Source organism: Pseudomonas pisciculturae (assembly GCF_015461805.1).
Taxonomy (GTDB): domain Bacteria; phylum Pseudomonadota; class Gammaproteobacteria; order Pseudomonadales; family Pseudomonadaceae; genus Aquipseudomonas; species Aquipseudomonas pisciculturae.
This window is the reverse complement of sequence record NZ_JACVZE010000002.1, coordinates 606,037-628,866: the sequence shown is the minus strand read 5'-3', so window position 1 is coordinate 628,866 and position 22,830 is coordinate 606,037. Positions and strand designations below refer to the sequence as shown.

General features: G+C 61.7%; 15 protein-coding genes. 7 read left to right on the top strand and 8 right to left on the bottom strand.

Going from position 1 to position 22,830, the window contains the following annotated elements:
* The first annotated feature begins 3 nt into the window (after positions 1 to 3).
* From atpD to ICY20_RS08495, 6 genes are all read left to right on the top strand, one after another.
* Positions 4 to 1,380, top strand: coding sequence for a F0F1 ATP synthase subunit beta (atpD, locus tag ICY20_RS08520; RefSeq protein ID WP_003177062.1), 1,377 nt, complete (start codon positions 4 to 6; stop codon positions 1,378 to 1,380).
* 44 nt (positions 1,381 to 1,424) lie between these two features.
* Positions 1,425 to 1,841: a F0F1 ATP synthase subunit epsilon gene (locus ICY20_RS08515; RefSeq protein WP_122485312.1), complete on the top strand. Its 417-nt coding sequence runs from the start codon at positions 1,425 to 1,427 to the stop codon at positions 1,839 to 1,841.
* Positions 1,842 to 1,964: 123 nt separating this feature from the next.
* Positions 1,965 to 3,332: a bifunctional UDP-N-acetylglucosamine diphosphorylase/glucosamine-1-phosphate N-acetyltransferase GlmU gene (gene glmU, locus ICY20_RS08510; protein ID WP_159960484.1), complete on the top strand. Its 1,368-nt coding sequence runs from the start codon at positions 1,965 to 1,967 to the stop codon at positions 3,330 to 3,332.
* A gap of 182 nt (positions 3,333 to 3,514) precedes the next feature.
* A complete protein-coding gene (locus ICY20_RS08505; RefSeq protein ID WP_159960482.1) occupies positions 3,515 to 4,282 on the top strand; it encodes a DeoR/GlpR family DNA-binding transcription regulator in 768 nt (255 codons plus the stop codon).
* Positions 4,283 to 4,292: 10 nt separating this feature from the next.
* Entirely contained in the window at positions 4,293 to 6,125 is a 1,833-nt protein-coding gene (gene glmS, locus ICY20_RS08500; RefSeq protein ID WP_159960480.1) for a glutamine--fructose-6-phosphate transaminase (isomerizing), read from the top strand.
* A gap of 63 nt (positions 6,126 to 6,188) precedes the next feature.
* Positions 6,189 to 6,575, top strand: a complete 387-nt coding sequence (locus ICY20_RS08495; RefSeq protein ID WP_159960478.1) for a hypothetical protein — start codon at positions 6,189 to 6,191, stop codon at positions 6,573 to 6,575.
* Here the strand turns inward: ICY20_RS08495 and pbpC are convergent.
* From pbpC to ICY20_RS08455, 8 genes are all read right to left on the bottom strand, one after another.
* On the bottom strand, positions 6,572 to 8,869 hold the full coding sequence (gene pbpC, locus ICY20_RS08490; protein ID WP_194937277.1) for a penicillin-binding protein 1C: 2,298 nt from the start codon (positions 8,867 to 8,869) through the stop codon (positions 6,572 to 6,574). The genes ICY20_RS08495 and pbpC overlap by 4 nt on opposite strands.
* Positions 8,850 to 14,654 (bottom strand): alpha-2-macroglobulin family protein, encoded by a 5,805-nt coding sequence (locus ICY20_RS08485; protein ID WP_194937276.1) that lies wholly within the window; start codon positions 14,652 to 14,654, stop codon positions 8,850 to 8,852. Before ICY20_RS08485 ends, pbpC begins: the two co-directional genes overlap by 20 nt.
* 266 nt (positions 14,655 to 14,920) lie before the next feature.
* Complete coding sequence (locus ICY20_RS08480) at positions 14,921 to 15,853, bottom strand: phosphatidate cytidylyltransferase (RefSeq protein ID WP_122485301.1); 933 nt, start codon at positions 15,851 to 15,853, stop codon at positions 14,921 to 14,923.
* Between the two features lies 1 nt (position 15,854).
* Positions 15,855 to 16,475 carry a lysophospholipid acyltransferase family protein gene (locus tag ICY20_RS08475; RefSeq protein ID WP_159960472.1) on the bottom strand — a complete coding sequence of 207 codons (621 nt, stop codon included), beginning with the start codon at positions 16,473 to 16,475 and terminating at the stop codon, positions 15,855 to 15,857.
* Between the two features lie 9 nt (positions 16,476 to 16,484).
* Positions 16,485 to 16,928 (bottom strand): hypothetical protein, encoded by a 444-nt coding sequence (locus ICY20_RS08470; protein ID WP_194937275.1) that lies wholly within the window; start codon positions 16,926 to 16,928, stop codon positions 16,485 to 16,487.
* A complete protein-coding gene (locus ICY20_RS08465; RefSeq protein ID WP_159960468.1) occupies positions 16,918 to 18,216 on the bottom strand; it encodes a phosphatase PAP2/dual specificity phosphatase family protein in 1,299 nt (432 codons plus the stop codon). Before ICY20_RS08465 ends, ICY20_RS08470 begins: the two co-directional genes overlap by 11 nt.
* 2 nt (positions 18,217 to 18,218) lie before the next feature.
* Positions 18,219 to 19,967: a bifunctional alpha/beta hydrolase/class I SAM-dependent methyltransferase gene (locus ICY20_RS08460; RefSeq protein ID WP_194937274.1), complete on the bottom strand. Its 1,749-nt coding sequence runs from the start codon at positions 19,965 to 19,967 to the stop codon at positions 18,219 to 18,221.
* 10 nt (positions 19,968 to 19,977) lie between these two features.
* Entirely contained in the window at positions 19,978 to 20,598 is a 621-nt protein-coding gene (locus tag ICY20_RS08455; RefSeq protein ID WP_159960464.1) for a CDP-alcohol phosphatidyltransferase family protein, read from the bottom strand.
* Between the two features lie 320 nt (positions 20,599 to 20,918).
* On the opposite strand from ICY20_RS08455, the gene hflK reads away from it, so the two are divergent.
* The gene (gene hflK / locus ICY20_RS08450) at positions 20,919 to 22,823 is read left to right on the top strand and encodes a protease modulator HflK (protein WP_159960462.1); all 1,905 of its coding nucleotides are present in this window, start codon (positions 20,919 to 20,921) and stop codon (positions 22,821 to 22,823) included.
* Positions 22,824 to 22,830 lie beyond the last annotated feature (7 nt).

Sequence of the window (22,830 nt, the reverse complement as noted above, 5' to 3'; positions counted from 1 at the left end):
GCTATGAGTAGCGGACGTATCGTTCAAATCATCGGCGCCGTTATCGACGTGGAATTTCCACGCGACAGCGTACCGAGCATCTACAACGCGCTGAAAGTACAAGGCGCGGAAACTACTCTGGAAGTTCAGCAACAGCTGGGCGACGGCGTAGTTCGTACCATTGCGATGGGTTCCACCGAAGGCTTGAAGCGCGGTCTGGACGTTATCGACTCTGGCGCAGCCATCTCCGTACCGGTCGGTAAAGCGACCCTGGGCCGGATCATGGACGTACTGGGCAACCCGATTGACGAAGCTGGTCCGATCGACACCGAAGAGCGTTGGGGCATTCACCGTCCAGCACCTTCGTTCGCGGAACAAGCTGGCGGCAACGACCTGCTGGAAACTGGCATCAAGGTTATCGACCTGGTTTGCCCGTTCGCCAAGGGCGGTAAAGTCGGTCTGTTCGGTGGTGCCGGTGTAGGCAAGACCGTAAACATGATGGAACTGATCCGTAACATCGCCATCGAGCACAGCGGTTATTCCGTGTTCGCCGGTGTGGGCGAGCGTACCCGTGAGGGTAACGACTTCTACCACGAGATGAAGGACTCCAACGTTCTGGACAAAGTGGCACTGGTTTACGGTCAGATGAACGAGCCGCCGGGTAACCGTCTGCGCGTAGCACTGACTGGCCTGACCATGGCCGAGAAGTTCCGTGACGAAGGTAACGACGTTCTGCTGTTCGTCGACAACATCTACCGTTACACCTTGGCCGGTACTGAAGTATCCGCACTGCTGGGCCGTATGCCTTCCGCAGTAGGCTACCAGCCGACCCTGGCCGAAGAGATGGGCGTTCTGCAAGAACGTATCACTTCGACCAAAGAAGGTTCGATCACTTCGATCCAAGCGGTATACGTACCTGCGGATGACTTGACCGACCCGTCGCCTGCGACCACCTTCGCCCACTTGGACGCCACCGTCGTTCTGTCCCGTGACATCGCTTCCCTGGGTATCTACCCAGCGGTCGATCCACTCGACTCGACTTCGCGCCAACTGGACCCGAACGTGATCGGCCAGGAGCACTACGACACCGCTCGCGGCGTTCAGTACGTGCTGCAGCGTTACAAAGAACTGAAGGACATCATTGCGATCCTGGGTATGGACGAGCTGTCGGAAGCCGACAAGCAGTTGGTAAACCGTGCTCGTAAGATCCAACGCTTCTTGTCGCAGCCGTTCTTCGTGGCTGAAGTCTTCACCGGTGCCTCGGGTAAATACGTTTCCCTGAAAGACACCATTGCTGGCTTCAAAGGCATCCTCAACGGTGACTACGACCACCTGCCAGAACAAGCGTTCTACATGGTCGGCGGCATCGAAGAAGCGATCGAGAAAGCCAAGAAACTGTAATCCCGGCGCCCGGTAACGGGCGCTAATCAGGTTGAGGCAATCAGATGGCTATGACATTCCATTGCGATATCGTCAGCGCGGAAGGTGAAATTTTCGCCGGTCAGATTGAAAGTGTGATTGCACACGGCGAGTTGGGCGATCTGGGTATTAACTTTGGCCACGCGCCATTGATTACTTCCCTGAAGCCTGGCCCGATTACTCTGACCAAGCTGGGCGGGGAACGTGAGGTGTTCTACATCTCCGGTGGTTTCCTCGAGGTTCAGCCGAACATGGTCAAGGTACTTGCCGACACCGTGCAACGCGCTGGCGACTTGGACGAAGCCGCTGCTCAGGAAGCCGTTCAGGCTGCTGAGAAGGCCCTGAATGAAAAGGGCGCGGACTTCGACTACAGCGCTGCTGCTGTACGTCTGGCCGAGGCTGCAGCCCAGCTGCGCACGCTCCAGCAGATCCGCAAGAAGTAAGCGGCCACGCCGTCATGCTTCATGCGCGATTGATTAAAAAGGGTAGCCTCGGCTACCCTTTTTCTTTTTCAGCAAAACACTTCGTTGGTCTGAAGCCGGACCGCCCAGGATTGGTAGCCATTCATGTCTCTTGAAATCGTCATTCTCGCCGCAGGCCAGGGCACCCGTATGCGTTCGGCCCTGCCCAAGGTGCTGCACCCGGTTGCCGGCAACTCCATGCTGGGCCATGTTATCCACAGCGCCCGGCAGTTGGCCCCGCAACGTATCCACGTGGTGATCGGCCATGGTGCTGATGCAGTGCGTGAGCGCCTGGCCGCGGACGATTTGAATTTCGTTTTACAGGACAAACAACTCGGTACGGGCCACGCCACCGCGCAAGCCGTGCCGTTCATCACCGCCGATACGGTGCTGATTCTCTACGGCGACGTGCCACTGATCGAAGTAGAAACCCTGCAACGCCTGCTCAAGCACGTCGTGCCTGGCCAGATGGGACTGCTCACCGTCGAACTGGCTGACCCCACCGGTTACGGGCGCATCGTGCGCAATGCCGATGGCAAGGTCCAGGCTATCGTCGAGCACAAGGATGCCAGCGAAGCTCAGCGTGCTATCACCGAAGGCAACACCGGCATTCTGGCAGTCCCTGCCAGCAAGCTCGCCGACTGGATGAGCCGCTTGTCCAACAACAACGCCCAGGGCGAGTATTACCTCACCGATGTCATCGAAATGGCCGTCAGCGATGGCCTGTTGGTAGCCACCGAACAGCCCCACGACCCGATGGAAGTGCAGGGCGCCAACGACCGCAAGCAACTTGCCGAGCTTGAGCGTCACTATCAACTGCGCGAAGGCCGCCGGTTGATGGCTCAGGGTGCGACCCTGCGCGACCCGGCGCGCTTCGATGTGCGCGGTGAAGTGACGGTCGGCCGCGACGTGCTGATCGACATCAACGTTATCCTCGAAGGCCGCGTGATCATCGAAGATGACGTGGTAATCGGCCCGAACTGCGTGATCAAGGACAGCACCCTGCGTAAAGGCGTGGTGGTCAAGGCCAACAGCCATATCGAAGGTGCGGTCATGGGCGAGGGCAGTGATGCCGGCCCGTTTGCGCGCTTGCGTCCGGGCAGCGTGTTGGGTGCCAAGGCCCATGTGGGTAACTTTGTTGAAATGAAAAACGCCAAGCTGGGTGATGAGGCCAAGGTCGGTCACCTGACCTACCTGGGTGATGCCACTGTGGGCGCGCGTACCAACATCGGTGCTGGCACGATCACATGCAACTACGACGGCGCCAACAAGCACCAGACCACCATTGGTGCTGACGTGTTTATTGGTTCCAATAATTCGTTGGTTGCACCGGTTACCCTCGACGATGGTGCGAGCACTGCGGCGGGCTCTACCATCAACCAGAATGTGGATAAGTCGCAACTGGCCGTGGCCCGCGCCCGTCAACGCAACATCGACGGCTGGAAACGCCCGGTGAAAATTAAAAAGACCTGAGTTACCCACACCCTCAGCAGCAATAAATCTCCAATGTGGGAGGGGGCAAGTCGAATCGTCGCACCGCCCCTCCCACATTTGTTCTATGTCCGATCAAAAATTTGCTGCAGTGCGCTTGACGATCTTTCGCTAATAGGTTTTGATTGCCTTCGTTATCTTTCGAAACGAAACTTATCATCACCATGTCGAAACGAAATACACCCCAACGGCGCCACAATATCCTGACTTTGCTCACTGAACAGGGCGAAGTCAGCGTGGACGCCTTGGCCAAGCATTTCGAAACCTCGGAAGTCACCATCCGCAAGGACCTGGCCGCCCTCGAAAGCAACGGCCTGCTACTGCGTCGCTACGGCGGTGCTATCACCATGCCTCAGGAACTGGTGGGTGACGCCGCCCAACCCATTTCGGTGTACAAGCGCGCCATCGCCCGTGCCGCTGTGGTGCGTCTGCGCGAACACGCGCGCATCATCATCGACAGCGGGAGTACTACCGCCGCCATGATCCCCGAGCTGGGCCATCAACCTGGCCTGGTGGTCATGACCAACTCCCTGCACGTGGCCAGCGCCTTGAGCGAACTGGAACACGAGCCCGTACTGTTGATGACCGGCGGCACCTGGGACCCCCATTCAGACTCGTTCCAAGGCCAGGTCGCCGAGCAAGTGCTGCGTTCCTACGACTTTGATCAGCTGTTCATCGGCGCTGACGGCATCGACTTGCAGCGCGGTACTACCACCTTCAACGAGCTGCTGGGCCTGAGCCGCGTAATGGCCGAGGTCGCCCGTGAGGTGGTGGTGATGGTCGAATCCGACAAGATCGGCCGCAAGATCCCCAACCTGGAACTGCCCTGGAGCAGCGTCCATACCCTTATTACCGATGATCGCCTGCCGCTTGAGGCCCGCGACCAGATCCAAGCCCGCGGCATTACGCTGATATGCGCGGCAATCATCTAGGAGAAGCACCATGTGTGGAATTGTTGGCGCAGTCGCTGAACGTAACGTAACGGCTATCCTGCTCGAAGGCCTCAAGCGCCTGGAATACCGTGGCTATGACAGCGCCGGTGTGGCCGTCTTCACCAACGCTGGCAAACTTGAGCGCGTGCGTCGCCCGGGCAAGGTCAGCGAGTTGGAGCAGGCCCTGGCCGGTGAGCCGCTGGTGGGGCGCTTAGGCATTGCCCACACCCGTTGGGCCACCCACGGTGCGCCGTGCGAACGCAACGCCCACCCGCATTTCTCCGGTGACCTTGCCGTGGTGCACAACGGCATCATCGAAAACCACGAAGTGCTGCGTGAGCAACTCAAAGGCCTGGGCTACGTGTTCACCTCGGACACCGACACCGAAGTCATCGCCCACCTGCTCAACCACAAACTCAAGGACCACAGTGACCTGACCACCGCCCTCAAGGCCACGGTCAAAGAGCTGCACGGCGCCTACGGCCTGGCCGTGGTCAGCGCGAGCCAACCGGACCGCGTGGTTGCTGCCCGCAGTGGCAGCCCGCTGGTGATTGGCCTGGGCCTGGGCGAGAACTTCCTCGCTTCCGACCAACTGGCCCTGCGTCAGGTCACCGACCGCTTCATGTACCTGGAGGAAGGCGATATCGCCGACATCCGCCGCGAAAGCGTGGCGATCTGGGACGTAAACGGCAACTCCGTCGAGCGCGAAGCCGTGCAATACCGCGATGGTGCCGAAGCTGCCGACAAAGGCGAGTATCGCCACTTCATGCTCAAGGAAATCCATGAGCAACCGGCAGTCGTGCAACGCACCCTCGAAGGTCGTCTTGGCGACAAACAGGTACTGGTCAACGCCTTCGGCCCACAAGCCGCCGAGCTGTTCGCCAAGGTGCGCAATGTGCAGATCGTCGCCTGCGGCACCAGCTACCACGCCGGTATGGTTGCCCGTTACTGGTTGGAAGAGCTGGCCGGCATCCCTTGCCAGGTCGAAGTCGCCAGCGAGTTCCGCTACCGCAAAGTGGTGGTACAGCCCGACACCCTGTTCGTGACCATCTCTCAGTCTGGCGAAACCGCCGACACCCTGGCCGCCCTGCGCAACGCTAAAGAATTGGGCTTCCTCGCCAGCCTGGCAATCTGCAACGTCAGCATCAGCTCGCTGGTGCGTGAATCCGACCTGACCCTGCTGACCCAGGCTGGTCGTGAAATCGGCGTGGCGTCCACCAAAGCTTTCACCACGCAACTGGTTGGCCTGCTGTTGCTGACCCTCTCCCTGGGCCAAGTGCGCGGCACCCTCGCCAACGGCGTCGAAGCCACCCTGGTCGAAGAACTGCGCCGCCTGCCAACCCGTTTGGGTGAAGCCTTGGCTATGGACAGCACCGTGGAAAAAGTCGCCGAGCTGTTCAACGACAAAAACCACACCTTGTTCCTCGGTCGTGGCGCGCAGTACCCGGTCGCGATGGAAGGCGCTCTCAAGCTCAAGGAAATCTCGTACATCCACGCCGAAGCTTATCCTGCTGGCGAGCTAAAACACGGCCCACTGGCCCTGGTGGATGACGACATGCCGGTGGTCACCGTGGCACCGAACAACGAACTGCTGGAAAAACTCAAATCCAACCTGCAGGAAGTACGTGCTCGTGGCGGCCAGTTAGTGGTGTTCGCTGATGAAAAAGCCGGCATGACCAACGGCGAAGGCACCCACGTCATCAACATGCCGCACATCAATGACACCTTGTCGCCGATCCTCTACACCATCCCGTTGCAACTGCTGTCGTACTACGTCGCCGTGCTCAAAGGCACCGACGTCGACCAGCCGCGTAACCTGGCCAAATCGGTCACGGTGGAGTAACACGCGACACCCTGGAGGCCCGCCGGGTCTCCAGGCCCGGCTCGACGAAAGGATTCGAACCCGATGCACACACCCTCTTCCCTGATCGGCGAACGTTTGCACAATCGCCGCTTTTCAGTCGCCAACAACACCCAGGGCCTCTCCGGCACAGGCACGGTATTTCATTACCAGGTCGACGGCGTAGCCATCTCGGGCACCTATCAGGGTGGCCGGATTCGCAGCGGTCAGCAGATTGGGCGTGTGACAGGCCCAGATACTATCCAATTGCTTTATCAGTGCCTGACCACAGAAGGGGAGTTATTGGCCGGCTGGTCGCGTGGCACTGTCGGTGTTGATGACGCCGGGCTTACTACTCTTGCCTTTGTATGGGGTTGGTTGTCGGGCGCGGTGGGCGGGGGAGAGTCCTACTATCTGGAGCTCCCAATTCACGATAGCGAGCGAGTTTTCTAAGGCACAAACTCCACCCGCAACCCCCGACCCGCACTGCGCCCCTGATCATCCGTCACCCGCAACCGATATTCCCCCGACTTGCCCGGCCGCCAGTTCAACGTGGCCTGCGGCGGGCCCTGACCAATCAAGGTTTGGTCTGCAAACCAATACAACGTTGTCGCATCGCTGGCCGCATTGGCGTTCAGCGGGATGCTTTCCTGCGGTTGAGACAGGCGCAACTGGTAGCTCACCTGGGTCAGTGGCGAGCGTATTTGGGGTGCTTCGCTCCCGTCGCTGATGCGGTTGGGCTGGCAGTTTTTCATCACGTTGGGCGGCGTGCGACGTGGCAAGCCTGCGGCGCGGTACAGGCGTTGCACGTCGCTGGGCCAGAACTCGAAGACTTCCTCACGGGTGTATTGCGCCTCGAACGGCGGGCAGGCGGCCTTGCCGGTGCGGGTGTCGATCAGCACCGGGCGGTGCAGGTTGGACACGCGAATCGGCGACACACCGGGGATGTACCAGGTCTTGCGGGTTTGCGGGCACCAGCGGTTGGGCAACTCGCCAGACGCGGCGCACACGTCGATACGCACCAGCCCGGCGGGCGGTTTGTCGGCCTTGATCACAACGTTCGGCAAGGCCAGCGGCAGGGCGTCGGCAATGCGAAAGAACAGCGGCGCAGCGGTCTTGGCGCCGATAAACGCCGGGTTTGGCCGCCCATCGAAGTTGCCCACCCACACCACCAATACGTACGGGCCCACCAGCCCCGCACTCCAGGCATCGTGAAAACCCCAGGAGGTGCCGGTCTTCCACGCCGCGCGCCAGTGCCGGCCGGGCAAACCATCCGGGCGCGGGTTGCGGCGCAGCATGTCGCGCACCATAAAGGCTGCTTGCGGCGTTAGCAGTGGCGGGCCAGTGGATTGTTGCTGCTCTTGCAAATAGCGCAGTGGTCGCAGATGCCCGTCACCCGCCAGCATTACATACAGCCGCGCCAACTCCTCAGGTGTCATCTCGCCGCCGCCGAGGGCAAGGGCGAGGCCGTAATGGCTCTCGTCGCGCAAGCCCTTGATGCCGGCGCGTTGCAGCAATCCATACAAGGACGGCGATTTCACTTGGCTGGCCAGCCACACTGCCGGGATATTTCGACTACGTATCAAGGCATCACGCGCTGTCAGCGGCCCGACAAAACTGCCGTCGAAGTTTTCCGGCTGGAAGTAGCCGAAGTTGCTCGGTAAGTCTTTGAGGATACTCAAGGGGTGGATCACGCCCTGATCCAGCGCCAACCCATACAAAAATGGCTTGAGCGTTGACCCCGGCGAACGCCGCGACAGCACGCCATTGACCTGGCCGTGGATGCCTGTTGAGAAGTAATCCGCCGACCCCACCAGCGCCTTGACGCTCTGGTCGCGGCTGTCGATCAGGATCGCTGTGGCGTTTTCCACACCGGTGCTGCGCCGCTCGGCGATAAAACCGGTGATCAGGCGCTCAAGCAATTGCTGCAAGGGCAGATTGAGCGTGCTGTTCAGCTCGTTGCCGGGCTGGGACGCCAGCAGTTGTTCACTCAAGTGCGGCGCCAGGAATGGGATCTGCTGGCGATTGCGCGCCTCCAGTGGCAAGTCCAGCAAACTGTGGTTACGCGGGTCTTGTGGATAAGTCTCGCGCCAGTCGGCCATCAAGCGCAGCCGCGCGTTTTGCAGCGACGGCCCGAAGCGCGCACGCCGCCCCGGCTGCTGGGGGATCACCGCCAGTGCCAGCGCTTCAGACAGCGACAACTGCGCTGCCGACTTACCAAAATAGATGCGGCTCGCCGCTTCGGCCCCTTCGATATTGCCGCCCATGGGCGCCAGGTTGAGGTAAGCCTCAAGAATGTCGTGCTTGCTGTAGCGCGCCTCCAGCCACAGGGCCAGGGCCATTTGCTGCAACTTGCCGGGCACCTGGCGGGTGTTCAGATCCCACAAGCGCCGCGCCAGTTGCATGCTAAGGGTCGAGCCGCCCTGGCGCTGGCCACCGCTGTAGGTGGCCATGGCTGCACGCAGCAATGCCGGGGGGTTGATCCCTGGGTGCCAGTAAAAATTGCGGTCTTCCTTGAGCAACAAAGCCTCGACCAGCGAAGGCGACATCCGCTCCAGCGGTAGCCACAGGCGGTATTGGCCGTCATCCGCCAGCGTCATGCGCAGCAGCGCACCGTCGTCGGCCAACACCACCCGTGACGAGGTCACGGCCTGTTCCAGCGGCGCATGGGGCCACAGGCGCAAGCCCGCCAGCATCACCGCCGCTGCAAGCAGCGGCGTCAGGCGTTTAAGGCTTGGTAATTTCAAGCTGGCCTACTTTGCCGCGCCCTTGCAGGGTGGTTTCGTACATGCCCTCGGCGTAGGCCGGTGGCGTATTGAAGGTACCGGCGTTGGTGGCGCGCACGCGGTAGACGAACGTGCCTACGTCGCGCAGTGCAGTGCCGTACAGCACGACTCGATCATCGCGAACATCCACATACTCCGGCTGCCAAGTGCTCAGCTCGGTTTCGCCGATAGGCGCTTGCCAGCTGGCTTCTTCCTGGCTGTCTTCTTCTACGTACTCGGATTCTTCGCCTTCACCTTCCTCGCTGCTGGCGGCTTCCGGCTCCGGCGGCAAGTTATACACAGGCTCGACGCCGCCCGGCAGCAGGTCGACCACGGCCACTTGTTGCACTTGATCGCGGTCGGTAGCGCGCAGGCGCAAGCGCACCAGGAACTCATCCCCCACCGCGACTTTACTCACCGGCTCGCCCTTGAGGTCGAGGTATTCGTGGATGATCTCCAGGCCATTGGTGATCGGCTTAAGCTTGGTGCCCTTGTCGAAACCGGCTTCGCTGAGCATGTAGAACGCGGCGGGGCCGTCGGACTTTTCCATCACCAGCTTTTGCGTGGCGCTCGGCACCGCAGCGCGTGGCGGTTGGCCGGCCATCTCCAGCAACTGCTGCTGTTTATCACCCAACCAGGCGGTGGCCTTGAGGGTCATATCGCTTTGCGCACGCTGGCCATAGTTGTCCAGAGCCCGCAGCAACAGGGCCGCCGACAACGAGTTGTAACGCTGCTCGTTGAGGCGCTTGCCGAGTTTATCCAGCAGCGCCGTGGGCACATCGTCCATCAGCTCCGGGAAGTGCCGCGCCAGCAGGTGCAGGTGTTCGGCATCGTGCACCAGCGGGTCGTAGTAGAGGCCGTCGCTGGTCCACTTATCCACAAGGGCGCGCCAAGGGATTTTGCCGAACAAGGTATCGGCCTGGCGATCCTGCTTGAGCAACTTGTAGCTGGCTGCCAGGTAAGCGGCGCCCAGATCGTTTTGCCAGCTGTCCTTGAAGTAGCTTTCGTAGCGCTCGCGGATATCGCTCAAGGCGCCGCTCACCAGAATCCCCTGACGGCTCAAGAGGTAACTGGCGTAGGCGCGATTGCGCAATTCCGACAGGCCTTCACTCGGGCCGTTGGCCAGGTCTGTCAGATACGCGTTCGAGCGCACCAGCAGATCTTCCGGCACCGGCAGGCCGCGTTCCTTGGCTTCGATCAGGAAGTCGGTGGCGTACAGGCTGACGTATGGCGCCACATCCGGGTTGGCTGCCCACAAACCAAAGCCGCCGGCCTGGTTCTGACGTTGACGCAGCATGCGCACCGCACTGTTGAAGGCCTGCTCGGCTTCGGGGGCGTTGCCGCCCCAGATCAACGCCGGCATGGCCTTGGACACCAGTTGCTCGGTGCAGGCATAGCCGTAGTCATCCAGGTAGTGCTTGAGGCCGTTGGCCCATACCAGCGGCGAGGCCGCCACGCCCAGTTGCACGTCGCGCAGTTGGCTGAACAGCTCGCGGGTGGGTTTGAGTTCTTTGCTGGCGCTGTCGAAGCGGCCCAGGCTCAAGACCACGCGGTGCTCACTCAGGGGGCGGATCGAGGTGGTTTCCGCCACCTGGATGCGCTTGCCGTTTGGCAGCACCGCGACAAAACGCAGGTCGGCAGAACCCAGGGTGTCGCCGACCTTGATCTTGAACTCGGCGGTGCCTTCCTTGCGCGGTTGCAGGGACAGGGTGCTGCCTTTGTCGCCCTGCAGCTTGAGGCCGTCGCTGGTCTGCACTTCAAACTTCACGTCCGCTGCGGCATCGAGGTTGCTGAACACCCCAGCGCTGACGTTGAACACATCCCCTGGCGCCACAAAAGCTGGCACGTTCGGCGTGATCACAATCGGCCCACGCACGTCGGTAGTGGCTTCGCTGACGCCGACGCTGTCGCTGTCCACGGCGACTGCAAACAGGTGCAGCTTGCCGTTGAAGCTGTCCGGCACTTGGTAATGCAGCACGGTTTCACCGGCCGGCAAGTCCACCAAACCAGACCACCAAGCTACAGGCGGCTGATGTTTACGCTTGAACGGGTTGAGGTGATTGGCCAGGGCGCCTTCCGTATCGCCACCGGGCGCTGCCCCACTGAGCAGGCGGCTGAATTCCGGCAGGATCAGGTCAAGAATCTGACTGGTGCCGACCTCCAGCGCCCGCTTCTGGAAGAAGAAACCCAGCGGGTCCGGCGTCTGGTAGCGCGCCACTTGCAGGATGCCTTCGTCCACCGCGTAGACCACGGCGCGGCCCGGGCGATCAGCATTGACCTTGATATCTAGCGTCTGCCCCGGCTCGATCTTCGCCGGGCCCTCGACTTTCAGCGCCATGCGCCGCGCATCCAGGTTGATGCTGAACGGCACCACGCCGTAGGACAGCGGGCTCATATACACCTCGGCCGAGCCCATATCCCGCACGAACTGCACGTTGACGTAGGCATTGCCCTCAAGCCCCGCCGGCACGCGGATGTGCTGCACGCTGTTGGTGCTGTCGGCCTTGAACCACTGCTGGGTGTAGACCTTGTCGCGTTCAATGGTAATCAAGCCGGCGCCGGTGTAGGGCGCGCGGATGCTGATGGCGATCTCATCACCGGTGGCATAGCTGCGTTTATCCAGGCGCAGTTGCAGCTCGGCATTACGTTCCAGCGAGCGCGAAGTGTTGCCGCGCCCGGCCACGCTGTAGTCGATTTGGTTGAGCAGGTTGCCGTTGGCGTCCTTGACTTGCAGCGTGAAGTCGCCCGGCGTTGCGGTATTCAGGGTTTGCTTGGCGCCGTCCGTGGTCATCACCAGCGGGGAGGCGGGTTGGCTGATGTTTTTGATGCGCGACTCGTACTTGTAGGTGCCGTTGGACTGTTTCACCAGCACCGACACGTATCGGTGTTCGACCACCTCTGTAGTCAGGCCGTCCACCGCCAGTGGCGAAAGGTCTGGCGCGACGGCCAGCCATTGCACCTGGCGCGGTGCATCCTTGGCAACGTACGACAGCGAGTCCTGACTTTTAACACCCACGAGGTAAGGCGCGGACGACACTAGCAAGGCACTCTGCGCCGCCACGTTGCGACCGCCCTCGGCTTCGTACACCTGAGTCATGACTTGCAGGCGATAGGTGCTGTTGGCAAAGCGTTGCAGGTTGAGGTCGAGTACGGCTTGGCCGTTGTCATCCACGGTGGTTTCGGCGAGGTCTTCGGTGCTGGCTTCATCCAGGGAATCGCTGAGGCGGAAGCGGTAGTCGGGGTAGCGGTCGAATGCCGCGAGCGTTGGGCTCAAGGACATTTTCGCGGTCACTCGACGGTCGGCAGCCGGGGCGCCGAACAGGTGCATGGCGGTCACTTTGGCCACCACCTGATCGGGTGGAATCCAGCCCTGCACAGGCGTGTCGTGCAGGCTCAGGCTGACCTTCATACGGTCTGGCTCAAAGTCGCGCACCTTAAAGCTCACACTGCCCAGGTCGGTGCGGGTCTGCTTCTGGCCAATCAGCTGCAAGGTCGCGGTGTAGTCCCCGGCGGGGGCGACTTCGCTGCTAGGGAAGTCAAAGGTTTCAAAGCCACTGGCGGAGAGTTTCAACGGCTGGCGAATCACCTCCAGGCCACGAGGGTCGGTGATTTGCAGCTCCACCGGCAGGCCTTGCAGGGCGCCTTGCCAGTTGCCGCTGCGCACGATCATGCCCAGGTGCGCGGTTTCGCCCGGGCGGTACAGGCCACGGTCGGTAAACAGGTAGGCGCTAAGGCGATCAATCGCACCGTCTTCTTCCAAACCGCCTACATCGAATCGCGACAAATCCAGCTGCTGAGACTGACGGGCAATCGGCAAAAACGACTGGTCATTGCCGCGAGTCACCACATACATCAGCGGCGTTTTCTCACGGCGCAGTTCATCGAGCTTGGCGAAATGCGCGTGGCCTTCGCCGTCGGTGCGGCCGCTGCTGACCGGCAAACCGTTGCGGCCGATGATATCGACCTGTGCGTCGGCTACCGGCGAGCCGTTACCGATGGACTGCACGTACACATCATGGCTGCCATCACTGGAGCGCTTGGCAATGATGCCCAGGTCGGTCACCACGATAAACCGCAGGTCGCTGGTGTTACTGCGGTCGTACTCGAACGTGCGCTCGGCCGGTTCATCCTGGGGGCTGAGCTTGAGCACGAAAATGCCGCGCCGGCCGCCATTGGCGGTGAGGTAGTGGCTTAAATCCACGTTGTCATACACGGTTTTCGCCGGGTCGTTGGACGACAGGGCAATATCCAGCGACTGACGTTCAACCATGCGGTCGAAATACTCGTTGCCGAAATTCGGCCGGGCAAAGCTGCCGCTGCTCTGGTCTACCAGGTGTTGCAGTTGGTTGGGCAGCAGGCGGGCGATTTCCACATGGGCGCCGGGTACACCACGGGCCATGAAGCCCAGGCGTTTTTCGCCGTTGAGGCTGAGCAGGGCGCCGTCAGACAAGAACTGCAAAGTACGCGGATACGCCGGCATGCTGATGAGCGACGCCGTAGGGTTCTTCGCCAGATAGCCGCCGATGGCTTCCAGGTTGGCGGGAACACGTACGTAAATGGCGCGGCCAGCCGGGGCCTTGAACTTGAAGGCGTGCAGGGTGTTCAGCGGCTCGACGCTGGGCACATGGGTCAGGTTGACCTTGGTGCTGCGGGCGAGCAGGGCGTCGTCGATGTCGTTGCTGTTATAGGGGCGTGTGTCGTCCTGGGCTTTTTCCGGCAGCAGCCAGGCCTGCACCTTGCCAGCGATGGTGTCATCGGCGACGGCGCTGGAGCTGCTGAACATCAGCACCGGCTCCGGCTCGCTGCGTTCGTTGTCGACAAAGCTCACTTCGGCGCCGGTAAAGGTCAGGCGATAGCGGCCGGGCACGGTGACTTGCGCCACCAACGGTGCAGTGCTGGCGTTGCCGCCGTCGCGGGCCTTGAGGCCTTCGTCGAGCTTGGCGCTGACCTGCGTGCTTTCCAACGGCGTAGCCAGGGCGGCGGAGCGCACGTAGGCGTTGAGTTTTTTCTCGTCGAAGGTGATTTCCGGGCGGTTGGGCAACTGGGCGTCGCGGTAGGCCAGGCCTTTGTCGAGGGTCACCGACACACGCTTGCGTAGGCTGTCTTCATCCACCGGGTGGGAAAAATGGAAGGTGGCGACCAACTGTTTCAGCGTTGGGTTGGACGGGTCTTGATACAACTCGGTTTGTGCCAGGGTGGCGCGGAACGGTTGGGTGGAGAATTGAGCGCTGTACTGGTCCAGCAACACGCCGTCGGCCAGCAGGTTTTTCTTCGCGAGGTCCAGGGTGTAGCCGGCGTCGATGGGCCAGTCTTTTTCCGGCACGAACAGCAAGGTGCGGTCATCGGACCAGCGCCAGGTGCCGGCCACGCTTGGTTTGAGGGTGATGCCTTCGGTCACCGGCTTGCCAATCGCCGTCAGCGGGGCGACGGACTCGGCGAAGCGAACCTGCAAGTTATCCACAACCGGCGATGGCTGGGTGTAGTCGGTCAGGTTAGGTTTGTGCAGCGAATAACTCGCAGTGTGGGGCTGCGGCAAGTGGGAATACCACTGCCAGCCATAAAACCCGGCGGCGGCCAGCAACACCACGGCCAACACACCGGCACCTGCCTGGCGCGGATAGGCGCGGGCTTTGTGGCCTACGTTAGCCAGGCCACGCCCGATGGCCCGCAGCCAAAACGGCGGATGCCATTGACCGAAAACGGCCCCCACCACAGTCGCTAACGCACCGGCAATACGGCGGCTGATCGCTTTGAACGAGTCGAACATGGTGAGCATCCCTGGCTAAGTGCGGCGTATCTTACACGCGTCTTTGATACAAAAGATTACCCAGATACGCCTTGCTGTGTGTAGCGAGGGAGCAAGGTCCCACGTCACCAGATAACCGCAGTGTTAAATTTGCCGCAGAACAAATGTGGGAGGGGGCTTGCCCCCGATTGCGGAGTGTCAGCTACGAATAGGTTGGCTGATACAGCGCAATCGGGGGCAAGCCCCCTCCCACATTTTGATCTTTGTCTGGCTTGAGAATGGTGGGGTCAGGTCCACCAGTAGCGCACAAGGTGGAAGAATATCGGCGCGGCAAAACACACCGAATCCAGCCGGTCCAGCATGCCGCCGTGCCCTTCGATCATATGCCCCCAGTCCTTCACGCCCCGGTCGCGCTTGATCGCCGACATCACGATGCCGCCGGCAAAGCCCAGCAAGTTGATCAACAGCGCAATCAAGAACGACTGCCACGGGTTGAACGGCGTGGTCCACCACAGCGCTGCGCCGATCAGGGACGACAGCAAAATGCCGCCGACGAAGCCTTCCACGGTTTTGGACGGCGACAGGTTGGGCGCAATCTTGTGTTTGCCGAACAACTTCCCACACACGTACTGAAGCACGTCCGACAGTTGCACCACGATCACCAGGTAGGCAATCAGCAGCAGGTTGCGGCCTTCATAACCTGGGATATCGAGGGTGAGTAGGGCGGGCACGAACGACACGCAGAACACCGCGATCATCAGGCCCCACTGTACTTTCGAGGCGCGTTCCAGGAAGTGCGTGGTGTCGCCGCCCAGGGAGGCAAGGATCGGCAGCAGCAGGAACACGTACACCGGGATGAAGATCGAGAACAGCCCGTACCAATCCGAATAAATCAGCAGATATTGCAGGGGCAGTGCCAGGTAGAACGCCGCCACCAGCGCCGGGTAGTCGCTGCGGCGGGTGGGGGTAAGGGTAAGGAATTCGCGCAGGGCGTAGAAAGACACGGCGTAGAACAGCAGGATCACCGCGCCGGTGCCGAGCCAGAAGGCGATGCCGATCACCACCACCATCACCCACCAGGCGTTGATGCGGGCGTTGAGGTTGTCGATCACTGCATTGGGCGTACCACGGGTGCGCAGCTTGAGGATCAGGCCGATCAACGAGGCGAGCACCAGGATCGCGCCGATGCCCCCGAACAGCATTATGGTCTGGCTGTGCATATCAGGAATGCTCCGGGGCAAGGGCGAGCAGGGCGTCGCGGGTGCGGGCCAAGAAGGCGCCTTTGTCTTCGTCTTGCTCCAATTGCAGCGGCGCGCCGAAGCTGGTGGTGCACAACAAAGGCAGCGGCAGTACGCGGCCCTTGGGCATGACCCGGTTGAGGTTGGCGATCCACACGGGGATCAATTCGGCCTGTGGGTAACTTTTGGCCAGGTGGTAGAGGCCGCTTTTGAACGGCAGCAGGCCGTCTTCCAGGTTGCGCGTGCCCTCCGGGAAGATGATCAGCGAATCACCACCTTCCAGGGCACTGAGCATGGGCTGCAACGGGTTATCCACAGGGTCTTTGCGTTCACGGTCGATCAGCACGCCGTTGAACACACGGTTGATGATGTAGCGGCGCAGGGCGCTTTTATTCCAGTAATCACTGCCGGCCACCGGGCGCGTGAATTTGCGCAGGTTTTGCGGTAACGAGGCCCACAGCAACACGAAGTCGCCGTGGCTGCTGTGGTTGGCGAAGTAGATGCGTTGCACCGGCACCGGCGCGCAGCCGAGCCACAGGCTGCGGGCGCCGGTGACGGTGCGGGCCATGGAGGTGATGAGCGTGGCGACCACGGGTTCAAACATGGGAGTTCCTTATCCGGCGAAAGGCAGCCAAGGGCTGGCGAGGATCACGCCCAGGGTCAGCAGCGCTTGAGCGCCCAACAGCCAGGCTTGTTTGCGCAGCAGTTTGAGGGCGCCGCGGCGACGTTCGGCCCAGGGTCGGCCAGCGCGTTTGGGCGATTGCAAACCCAGGGTTTGCAGGGCCTGGTCGAGGTCGGCGGTGCGGTCTATGTCGCGGGCGAGCAGGGCAAACAAGTCGGCGTCGAAGGCTACGCGCAGCGCCCAGTATTTTTGCAGCAGCCCGAGGATGATCATCCACAGGCTGAGTAACAGGCAGATCGGCGCGATACTGGCCATTAATAGCTGAGCCAGGCCGAACAGTACGCCCAACAACGTCAGGCCTGTGGATAACTGATCCAGCGAACGGCCACGACGCAACAGGCTGGCGACGATCTGGAGTTCCATATCAGCGGGCATGGGGCAAACCCTCCAACGCTTCACGGTGAGCAGGATGCAGGACCACATCGGCCCGCGCTGTACGAATAATAGTCAGCGCTTGCTCCACCGTCGTTGCGCGGCCTGTATGCAGCAGCCAGGCCGCCACAGCGGTGGCGCTGCGCGAGTAGCCCAGCGCGCAACACACCAGCAGCGGGCCGCTTGGGCGCAGGCGTTCGATGGCTTGGGCGGCTTGCAGGCATTCGTCGGGCGTGGGGGCGATCAGGTCCAGCACGGGGATGGACGCGTAGGCGCGGCCCTGTGGATTAATCGGCAGTTCGGCGCAGAGGTCGACGATGGCCTTGAAGGGGGCCTGCTCGCCAGTCGTAGGAATACGCCCGAGCCAGACGTTATCCACAATCAGGTCGGGCTGTGGATGTTTACGTGTCCACAGGCGCGAGTTAACCCACGCGGCTGCCAGATAGGGCGCATAGAGCCAGCGCGACGCCGGAGTCAGTCGCCCATCGGCGCGTTTCTGGAAACCCGAGGCACCGAGTACAACGTAATGGGCGCTGATCAAGGCGAGGGACACCGCTGGCCAAAGTATCCACAGCCAACCGCCGCCCATGAACAACGCCAGGATAGCCAGCGCCAGCGCGCCCAACCCATAGCGCACACCCAGCCGCCAACGCTTGGGGTCTCGCGTCAGCCGCGCATTCAACAGCGGGCTCGGGTGTTCTAACGGCCACAGCCACACGCAAATCCAGCCAGCCAGTGCGCCTGTGGGTAAGTCGATAAAGTGGTGTTGATAAGTGGTCAGCACCGAAATACCGATCAACGCAAACCACCCATGCACCACCCAGCGCCACACGCCCTGGGTATGGCGCTGGAACATCACCCACAAGATCACCAGCAGCGCGATATGCAGCGAAGGCGCCTGGTTGAACGGCTTGTCGAACCCTGCCAGCACCGCAAACAACCAGCCAAACACCCCATCCAGTTCCGGCCGCTCGAAGGTGAAACGCAGCGGCCAGATCAGGAAGCAGCTCACGGCGATCACCTGTGCACTCAATAGGCGCAGCGCATGTTGCTTCAACTCATGCCGGGTATTGGGCAGCAGCAGGGAGAACCCGTAAAGCAGGTCAATGGACCAATAGGGCACGATGGTCCAGGCCCAGAACGGCATATGGGTTTCCCAGTCGAACACCAGCGTGCCGACATCGCTGCGTTGGCTGGTGACCCAGGTGGCGAAGCCGTAAGTGCTGAAAAACAGCGGCGCCAACAGCAGTAGCCAAAGCACTGCTGGCTTTAACAAGCCGGGTTCGCGCATGTTCAGATCTTCTGTGCTAGGGACACGGTGAAAATGCCCCACTCATCCACACGTTGGGTGATCTTGCGAAAGCCTGCGGCTTCCACCAGTTGGTCCATCTCCGCCTGGCTACGCCGGCGCATCACCCAGGCCTGGCCTTGGCGATGGCTGGTCAAGGCGCGGGCGATCAGTTCCAACTGCGGGTGCCACGGTTGGCCGGTGTAGACCAAATAACCGCCAGGCTCCACCGCTTCGGCCAGCCCCGCCAGCGACCCGCCGACCATGGCGTTGTCGGCAAACAATTCATACAGCCCGGACACCACCGCCAATGTCGGTTTAGGGGCCAGCGCCGCCAAATCCAGGCGATCAAATGCATCGCCTTTGACGAATTGCGCGATATCCCCCAGGCCTTTCTCGCGAATCAGCGCGCCACCGTCGCGCACGTTGATGTCGCTGTAGTCACGCAGCAGGATCGATTCCGGCAACGGCGACACGCCCTGCAAGGCTTCGAGAATGTAACGCCCGTGGCCGGCGGCGATATCCACAATGCGCACTTCACGGTCTTCTGCACGCAACTTGGCCATGGCCAGGCGCAGCAGCTCTTCGACATTCAGCTTGCGCTGTCGAATGCCGCGCCAGCCGATGGAGTTGAGGTAGTTGGTGTCGATCATGCGCCCCAGCCCGCCCTTGCCGGTGGGCGTGTTGCGGTACACGTAGTCCAGGGTGCTGCCGGAGTCGAAGCCGGTATCGAAGCCCAGCTTCACGCCTTCCGACAGATTTTTGCCCAGGCCCATGCTGGCGCGGGTCATGCGCCAGTAAAGATCACGCAGGGAGTTGCGCGGCAGCGGCGCGGCGAGGGCTTCAGACTCGGCGCAGGTGGCGCCGATTTTGTCGGCGTCCAGTAATGATGCGCGGTCTAGCGGGTGTTCGAAGTTTTGCAGGATAAAGCGACGGGCGCTGTTTACAGCGGTGGCACGGTCGCGCTCGCCCAGGGTGTCGTGGAAGAAACCGGGGAGGATATGCAGCTCTTTTTTCAGGCTGCCAAGGCGGTCGAAGAATTGCTGCTGGGGTTTGCGGTGCACCACAAAGTCGGAACCCGAGACCAGCAACTGCGTTGGCACCTGGATCGCCTGGGCATCGGCTACAACCCGGTCGGCCGCTTCGTACAGGCCCAGCAGCACATTCACCGAGATGGCCTTGGTGATCAGCGGGTCGCTGTCGTAGGACGCCACGCGCTCGGGGTCATGGCTGAGGAACTTGGCCTTGACGTAGCTGTTGACGAAAAAATTGCCGCGAAACTTGCGCATCAAGGCCAGGCCCGGCCGGGCGAACGGCACGTACAGCTTGACCTTGAAGGCCGGGGAGGCCAGCACCAGGGCGCGGATCTTCGGGGCGTAATCGTGTACCCAAGTGGCCGCGATCACGGCGCCGACGCTTTGGGCGATGACCGCTAAGTTCTCTTCTTCGATGCCGTAGGTGGTGCTGATGTGATCGCAAAAGGTCTGCACATCGCGGGCGCTGGTGGCGAAGCTTGGGCTGTCACCGCGCTCGCCGGGTGACTGGCCGTGGCCGCGGGCATCCCAGGCGAAGAAGTCGAATTGCGGCAGGTTCAGCTCATCCACCAAGTGGGCAATGCGCCCCGAATGCTCGTGGCCGCGATGGAACAACACGATGGCCTGGCGTGGCCCGGCACCTTCTGTGGCCGGCCAATGCCGGTAGAACAGCTCGACGCCATCGTGGGTACTGAAGGTGTGTTCTTGTTGTTCACGCATCGCAAAATCCTTATGCAGAAGGGGAAGTGTGTTCTTCTTTGAGGCCTTGGCGCACTCGATTGACCAGGGTGTAGGCGAGCAGGGCGGCGACCAGCCACATCACCGCGTCGACCCAGCCCGCCCCCAGCCAGCCCAGCGCCACGCCGGTGGCCAGCACGCCGAGCACGAAGGCCCGGTCGCTTTTGCCCATCGGCCCGTCATAGCGGCGGGATGCGCCCACCATCGGCCCCAGCACGCCGGCGTATTCACTGAACACCGCCAGCAGCGCCACCAGCAGCACTGGCGCCAGGCTCACGCCGGGGATCAACGCGAAGGGCAGGATCAGCGCACTGTCGGCGATCACATCGCACAGTTCATTGAGGTACGCGCCCAGGCGTGATTGCTGGCCGAATTCGCGGGCGAGCATGCCGTCGATGGCGTTGAGGGCCATGCGCAGGATCATCCACAGCGGGATCAGCGCAAACAGCCATAGGTGATGGGCGAAGCTGGCGATCAGCAGGCCCACCAGCAGGGAGATCACGCCGGCAATGACGGTGATCTGGTTGGCGGTGGTGCCGTTGTCGTAGAGGCGCTGCACGAGGGGGCGCAGCAGGTTTTGAAAACGCGGCTTGAGCTGATAGATCGAAATCATGGGAGGTGACGCTTCCTTGTCCGTGAACCCGCGAAAAACTGGGTTGGAGTGTGCCGATTATTCGTAGCGTTCACCAGTGATGGCGCGTGTTTATGGGGGTTTAGTCACGGTCTGGAAGGCAACGAGGGGCAAATGTGGGAGGGGGCTTGCTCCCGATAGCGGTGGGTCAGCTACAAATGCAATGACTGACACACTGCTATCGGGAGCAAGCCCCCTCCCACCCTGGATTTATATCGTGTTCGAAAGCTGCATTCACCGAACAAAAATTTCACGTTGCGTGTTATATCGTAACGAATTATGTGCACGTGGGCGTTGAGTGGATGCAAGTGGATCTGGAAGCTGACGGCGCTTCGGTAGAAGGCCTGGCGCGTTTTCAACAGGGGCCGTTCCATTCCCGGCGATTGCGCCAGGCCGGCATCGGGCTGACCGCATTGGCCGTCGCCGGTTGGGTGCTGGCGCTGTTTGTCGCGCTGTTTGCGCCGCTGTCGATCTGGCCGGTGGTGTTGATCAACTGTGCCTCGGCGCTACTGCTGTTGGTGGCGGGTTTGCAATCGGCGTGGTGGGTGGCCGATTGGCGCGCGCAGGCGCTGGAAGAGTCTGTGATCGAAGTACCGGTTGAAGAAACGGGCCGGTACGCCCGGCTTGCAGGACGCTTTGCTCAACAGATTGGCGCGCCGGTGTTGTGGTTGGGCGGTTGGTCGCTGCTGGCGCTCGTCAGCATCACTGAGTTCTGGAACCTGGCCTTGCCCGCCGCGGCGGTCGGCCAATCGGCAACCATTGGTGCCGCGCTGGCGCTAGCCTTGGCGTTTGCCTTGCTGGTGTTCGAACGCCGCCTGGCCCAGGAAACCGCCGCCCAATGGCCTGAGGCTTCGCAACTGGCGCAGTTGAGCCGGGTGGCGATTATCTGCCTGGTGGTCAGTGCGGTTTGCCTGTTGTTTGCTGGCGCCGAATCCGTCTGGCCGTTGCGCCTCGCGGTATTGATCGGCTTGCTGCCAGCGCTGGTCGCCGTGGAGTTTTTGCTGAGGGCCGTACTTTCGCTGTTCAGCCCGCGCCAACCGCGCCTCGAACCGCGGCTGATGGCGCAAAGCTTTATCGCTGGGCTGCTGCGCTGGCCGCCGCAACCCTTGCTGGCGTTACAGCACGAATTGCACAACCGCTTCGGCATCGACCTGCGTCAGATCTGGGCCTTTACCTACATGCGCCGGGCATTTTTGCCGGTGCTGTTGGTGGTGTTGGCGGTCGGCTGGGCGCTGACCGGCGTGCACGAAGTGGCCCTGCAAGGTCGTGGGATTTATGAGCGCTTTGGCAAACCAGTAGAGGTTTACGGCCCAGGCCTGCACGCCGGGTTACCGTGGCCGTTGGGGCGCGTCATCAAGGTGGAAAACGGCGTGGTCCACGAACTGGCCACCAGCGTCAGCGAAGCCGCCGCGCCGGAACTGGCCCCTGCCGAAGGCCCGGCGCCGCTGATCGCCAATCGGCTATGGGACGCCAGCCATGTGAATGATAAATCCCAGGTCATCGCCAGCAGCAGCGGCGACAAGCAGAGCTTCCAGATCGTCAATATGGATGTGCGGTTCGTCTACCGTATCGGCCTGACCGATCAGGCCGCGCTGGCCGCCACCTATAACAGCGCCGATGTGCCGACCCTGATCCGCAGCACCGCCAGCCGCATACTGGTTCACGACTTTGCTTCGCGCACCCTCGACGAACTGCTGGGTGAACAACGCACCAGCCTTGCGGACGAAATCGGCCGCGCCGTGCAAGCGGATCTACAAAAACTCGACAGCGGCGTGGAAATTCTCGCCACCGTGGTCGAAGCGATCCACCCCCCCGCCGGCGCCGCCAACGCCTATCACGGCGTGCAAGCGGCGCAGATCGGCGCCCAGGCGCTGATCTCCCGCGAGCGCGGCGCCGCCAGCGAGCAAACCAACCAGGCCTTGCTGCAAGCCAGCACCGCCCGCGACCAGGCCACGGCCACCGCCCGCGAAGTGAATGCGGGCGCCCAGGCCGCTGATCTGCGATTCGCTGCCGAACAAAAGGCCTACGCCACCGCCGGCCAGGCTTTCGTACTGGAACAGTACCTCGGCCAACTCAGCCAGGGCCTGGCCCACGCCAAGCTGCTTATTCTGGATCATCGCCTGGGCGCCGACAGTGCGCCGACGATCGATCTGCGTTCCTTTACCTTACCGGCCGACCCTTCCGCGCCGCGTAAAGCCGTTCAATAAGGAGTCT

Excerpts from the sequence above, each read along its gene's own strand:
- ICY20_RS08495 (WP_159960478.1), top strand. The coding sequence starts at position 6,189 with ATGCACACACCCTCTTCCCTGATCGGCGAACGTTTGCACAATCGCCGC.
- glmS (WP_159960480.1), top strand. The coding sequence starts at position 4,293 with ATGTGTGGAATTGTTGGCGCAGTCGCTGAACGTAACGTAACGGCTATC.
- hflK (WP_159960462.1), top strand. The coding sequence starts at position 20,919 with ATGCAAGTGGATCTGGAAGCTGACGGCGCTTCGGTAGAAGGCCTGGCG.
- ICY20_RS08455 (WP_159960464.1), bottom strand. The coding sequence starts at position 20,598 with ATGATTTCGATCTATCAGCTCAAGCCGCGTTTTCAAAACCTGCTGCGC.
- ICY20_RS08460 (WP_194937274.1), bottom strand. The coding sequence starts at position 19,967 with ATGCGTGAACAACAAGAACACACCTTCAGTACCCACGATGGCGTCGAG.
- ICY20_RS08515 (WP_122485312.1), top strand. The coding sequence starts at position 1,425 with ATGGCTATGACATTCCATTGCGATATCGTCAGCGCGGAAGGTGAAATT.
- atpD (WP_003177062.1), top strand. The coding sequence starts at position 4 with ATGAGTAGCGGACGTATCGTTCAAATCATCGGCGCCGTTATCGACGTG.
- glmU (WP_159960484.1), top strand. The coding sequence starts at position 1,965 with ATGTCTCTTGAAATCGTCATTCTCGCCGCAGGCCAGGGCACCCGTATG.
- ICY20_RS08480 (WP_122485301.1), bottom strand. The coding sequence starts at position 15,853 with ATGCACAGCCAGACCATAATGCTGTTCGGGGGCATCGGCGCGATCCTG.
- ICY20_RS08465 (WP_159960468.1), bottom strand. The coding sequence starts at position 18,216 with ATGCGCGAACCCGGCTTGTTAAAGCCAGCAGTGCTTTGGCTACTGCTG.
- ICY20_RS08505 (WP_159960482.1), top strand. The coding sequence starts at position 3,515 with ATGTCGAAACGAAATACACCCCAACGGCGCCACAATATCCTGACTTTG.
- ICY20_RS08470 (WP_194937275.1), bottom strand. The coding sequence starts at position 16,928 with ATGCCCGCTGATATGGAACTCCAGATCGTCGCCAGCCTGTTGCGTCGT.
- ICY20_RS08485 (WP_194937276.1), bottom strand. The coding sequence starts at position 14,654 with ATGTTCGACTCGTTCAAAGCGATCAGCCGCCGTATTGCCGGTGCGTTA.
- ICY20_RS08475 (WP_159960472.1), bottom strand. The coding sequence starts at position 16,475 with ATGTTTGAACCCGTGGTCGCCACGCTCATCACCTCCATGGCCCGCACC.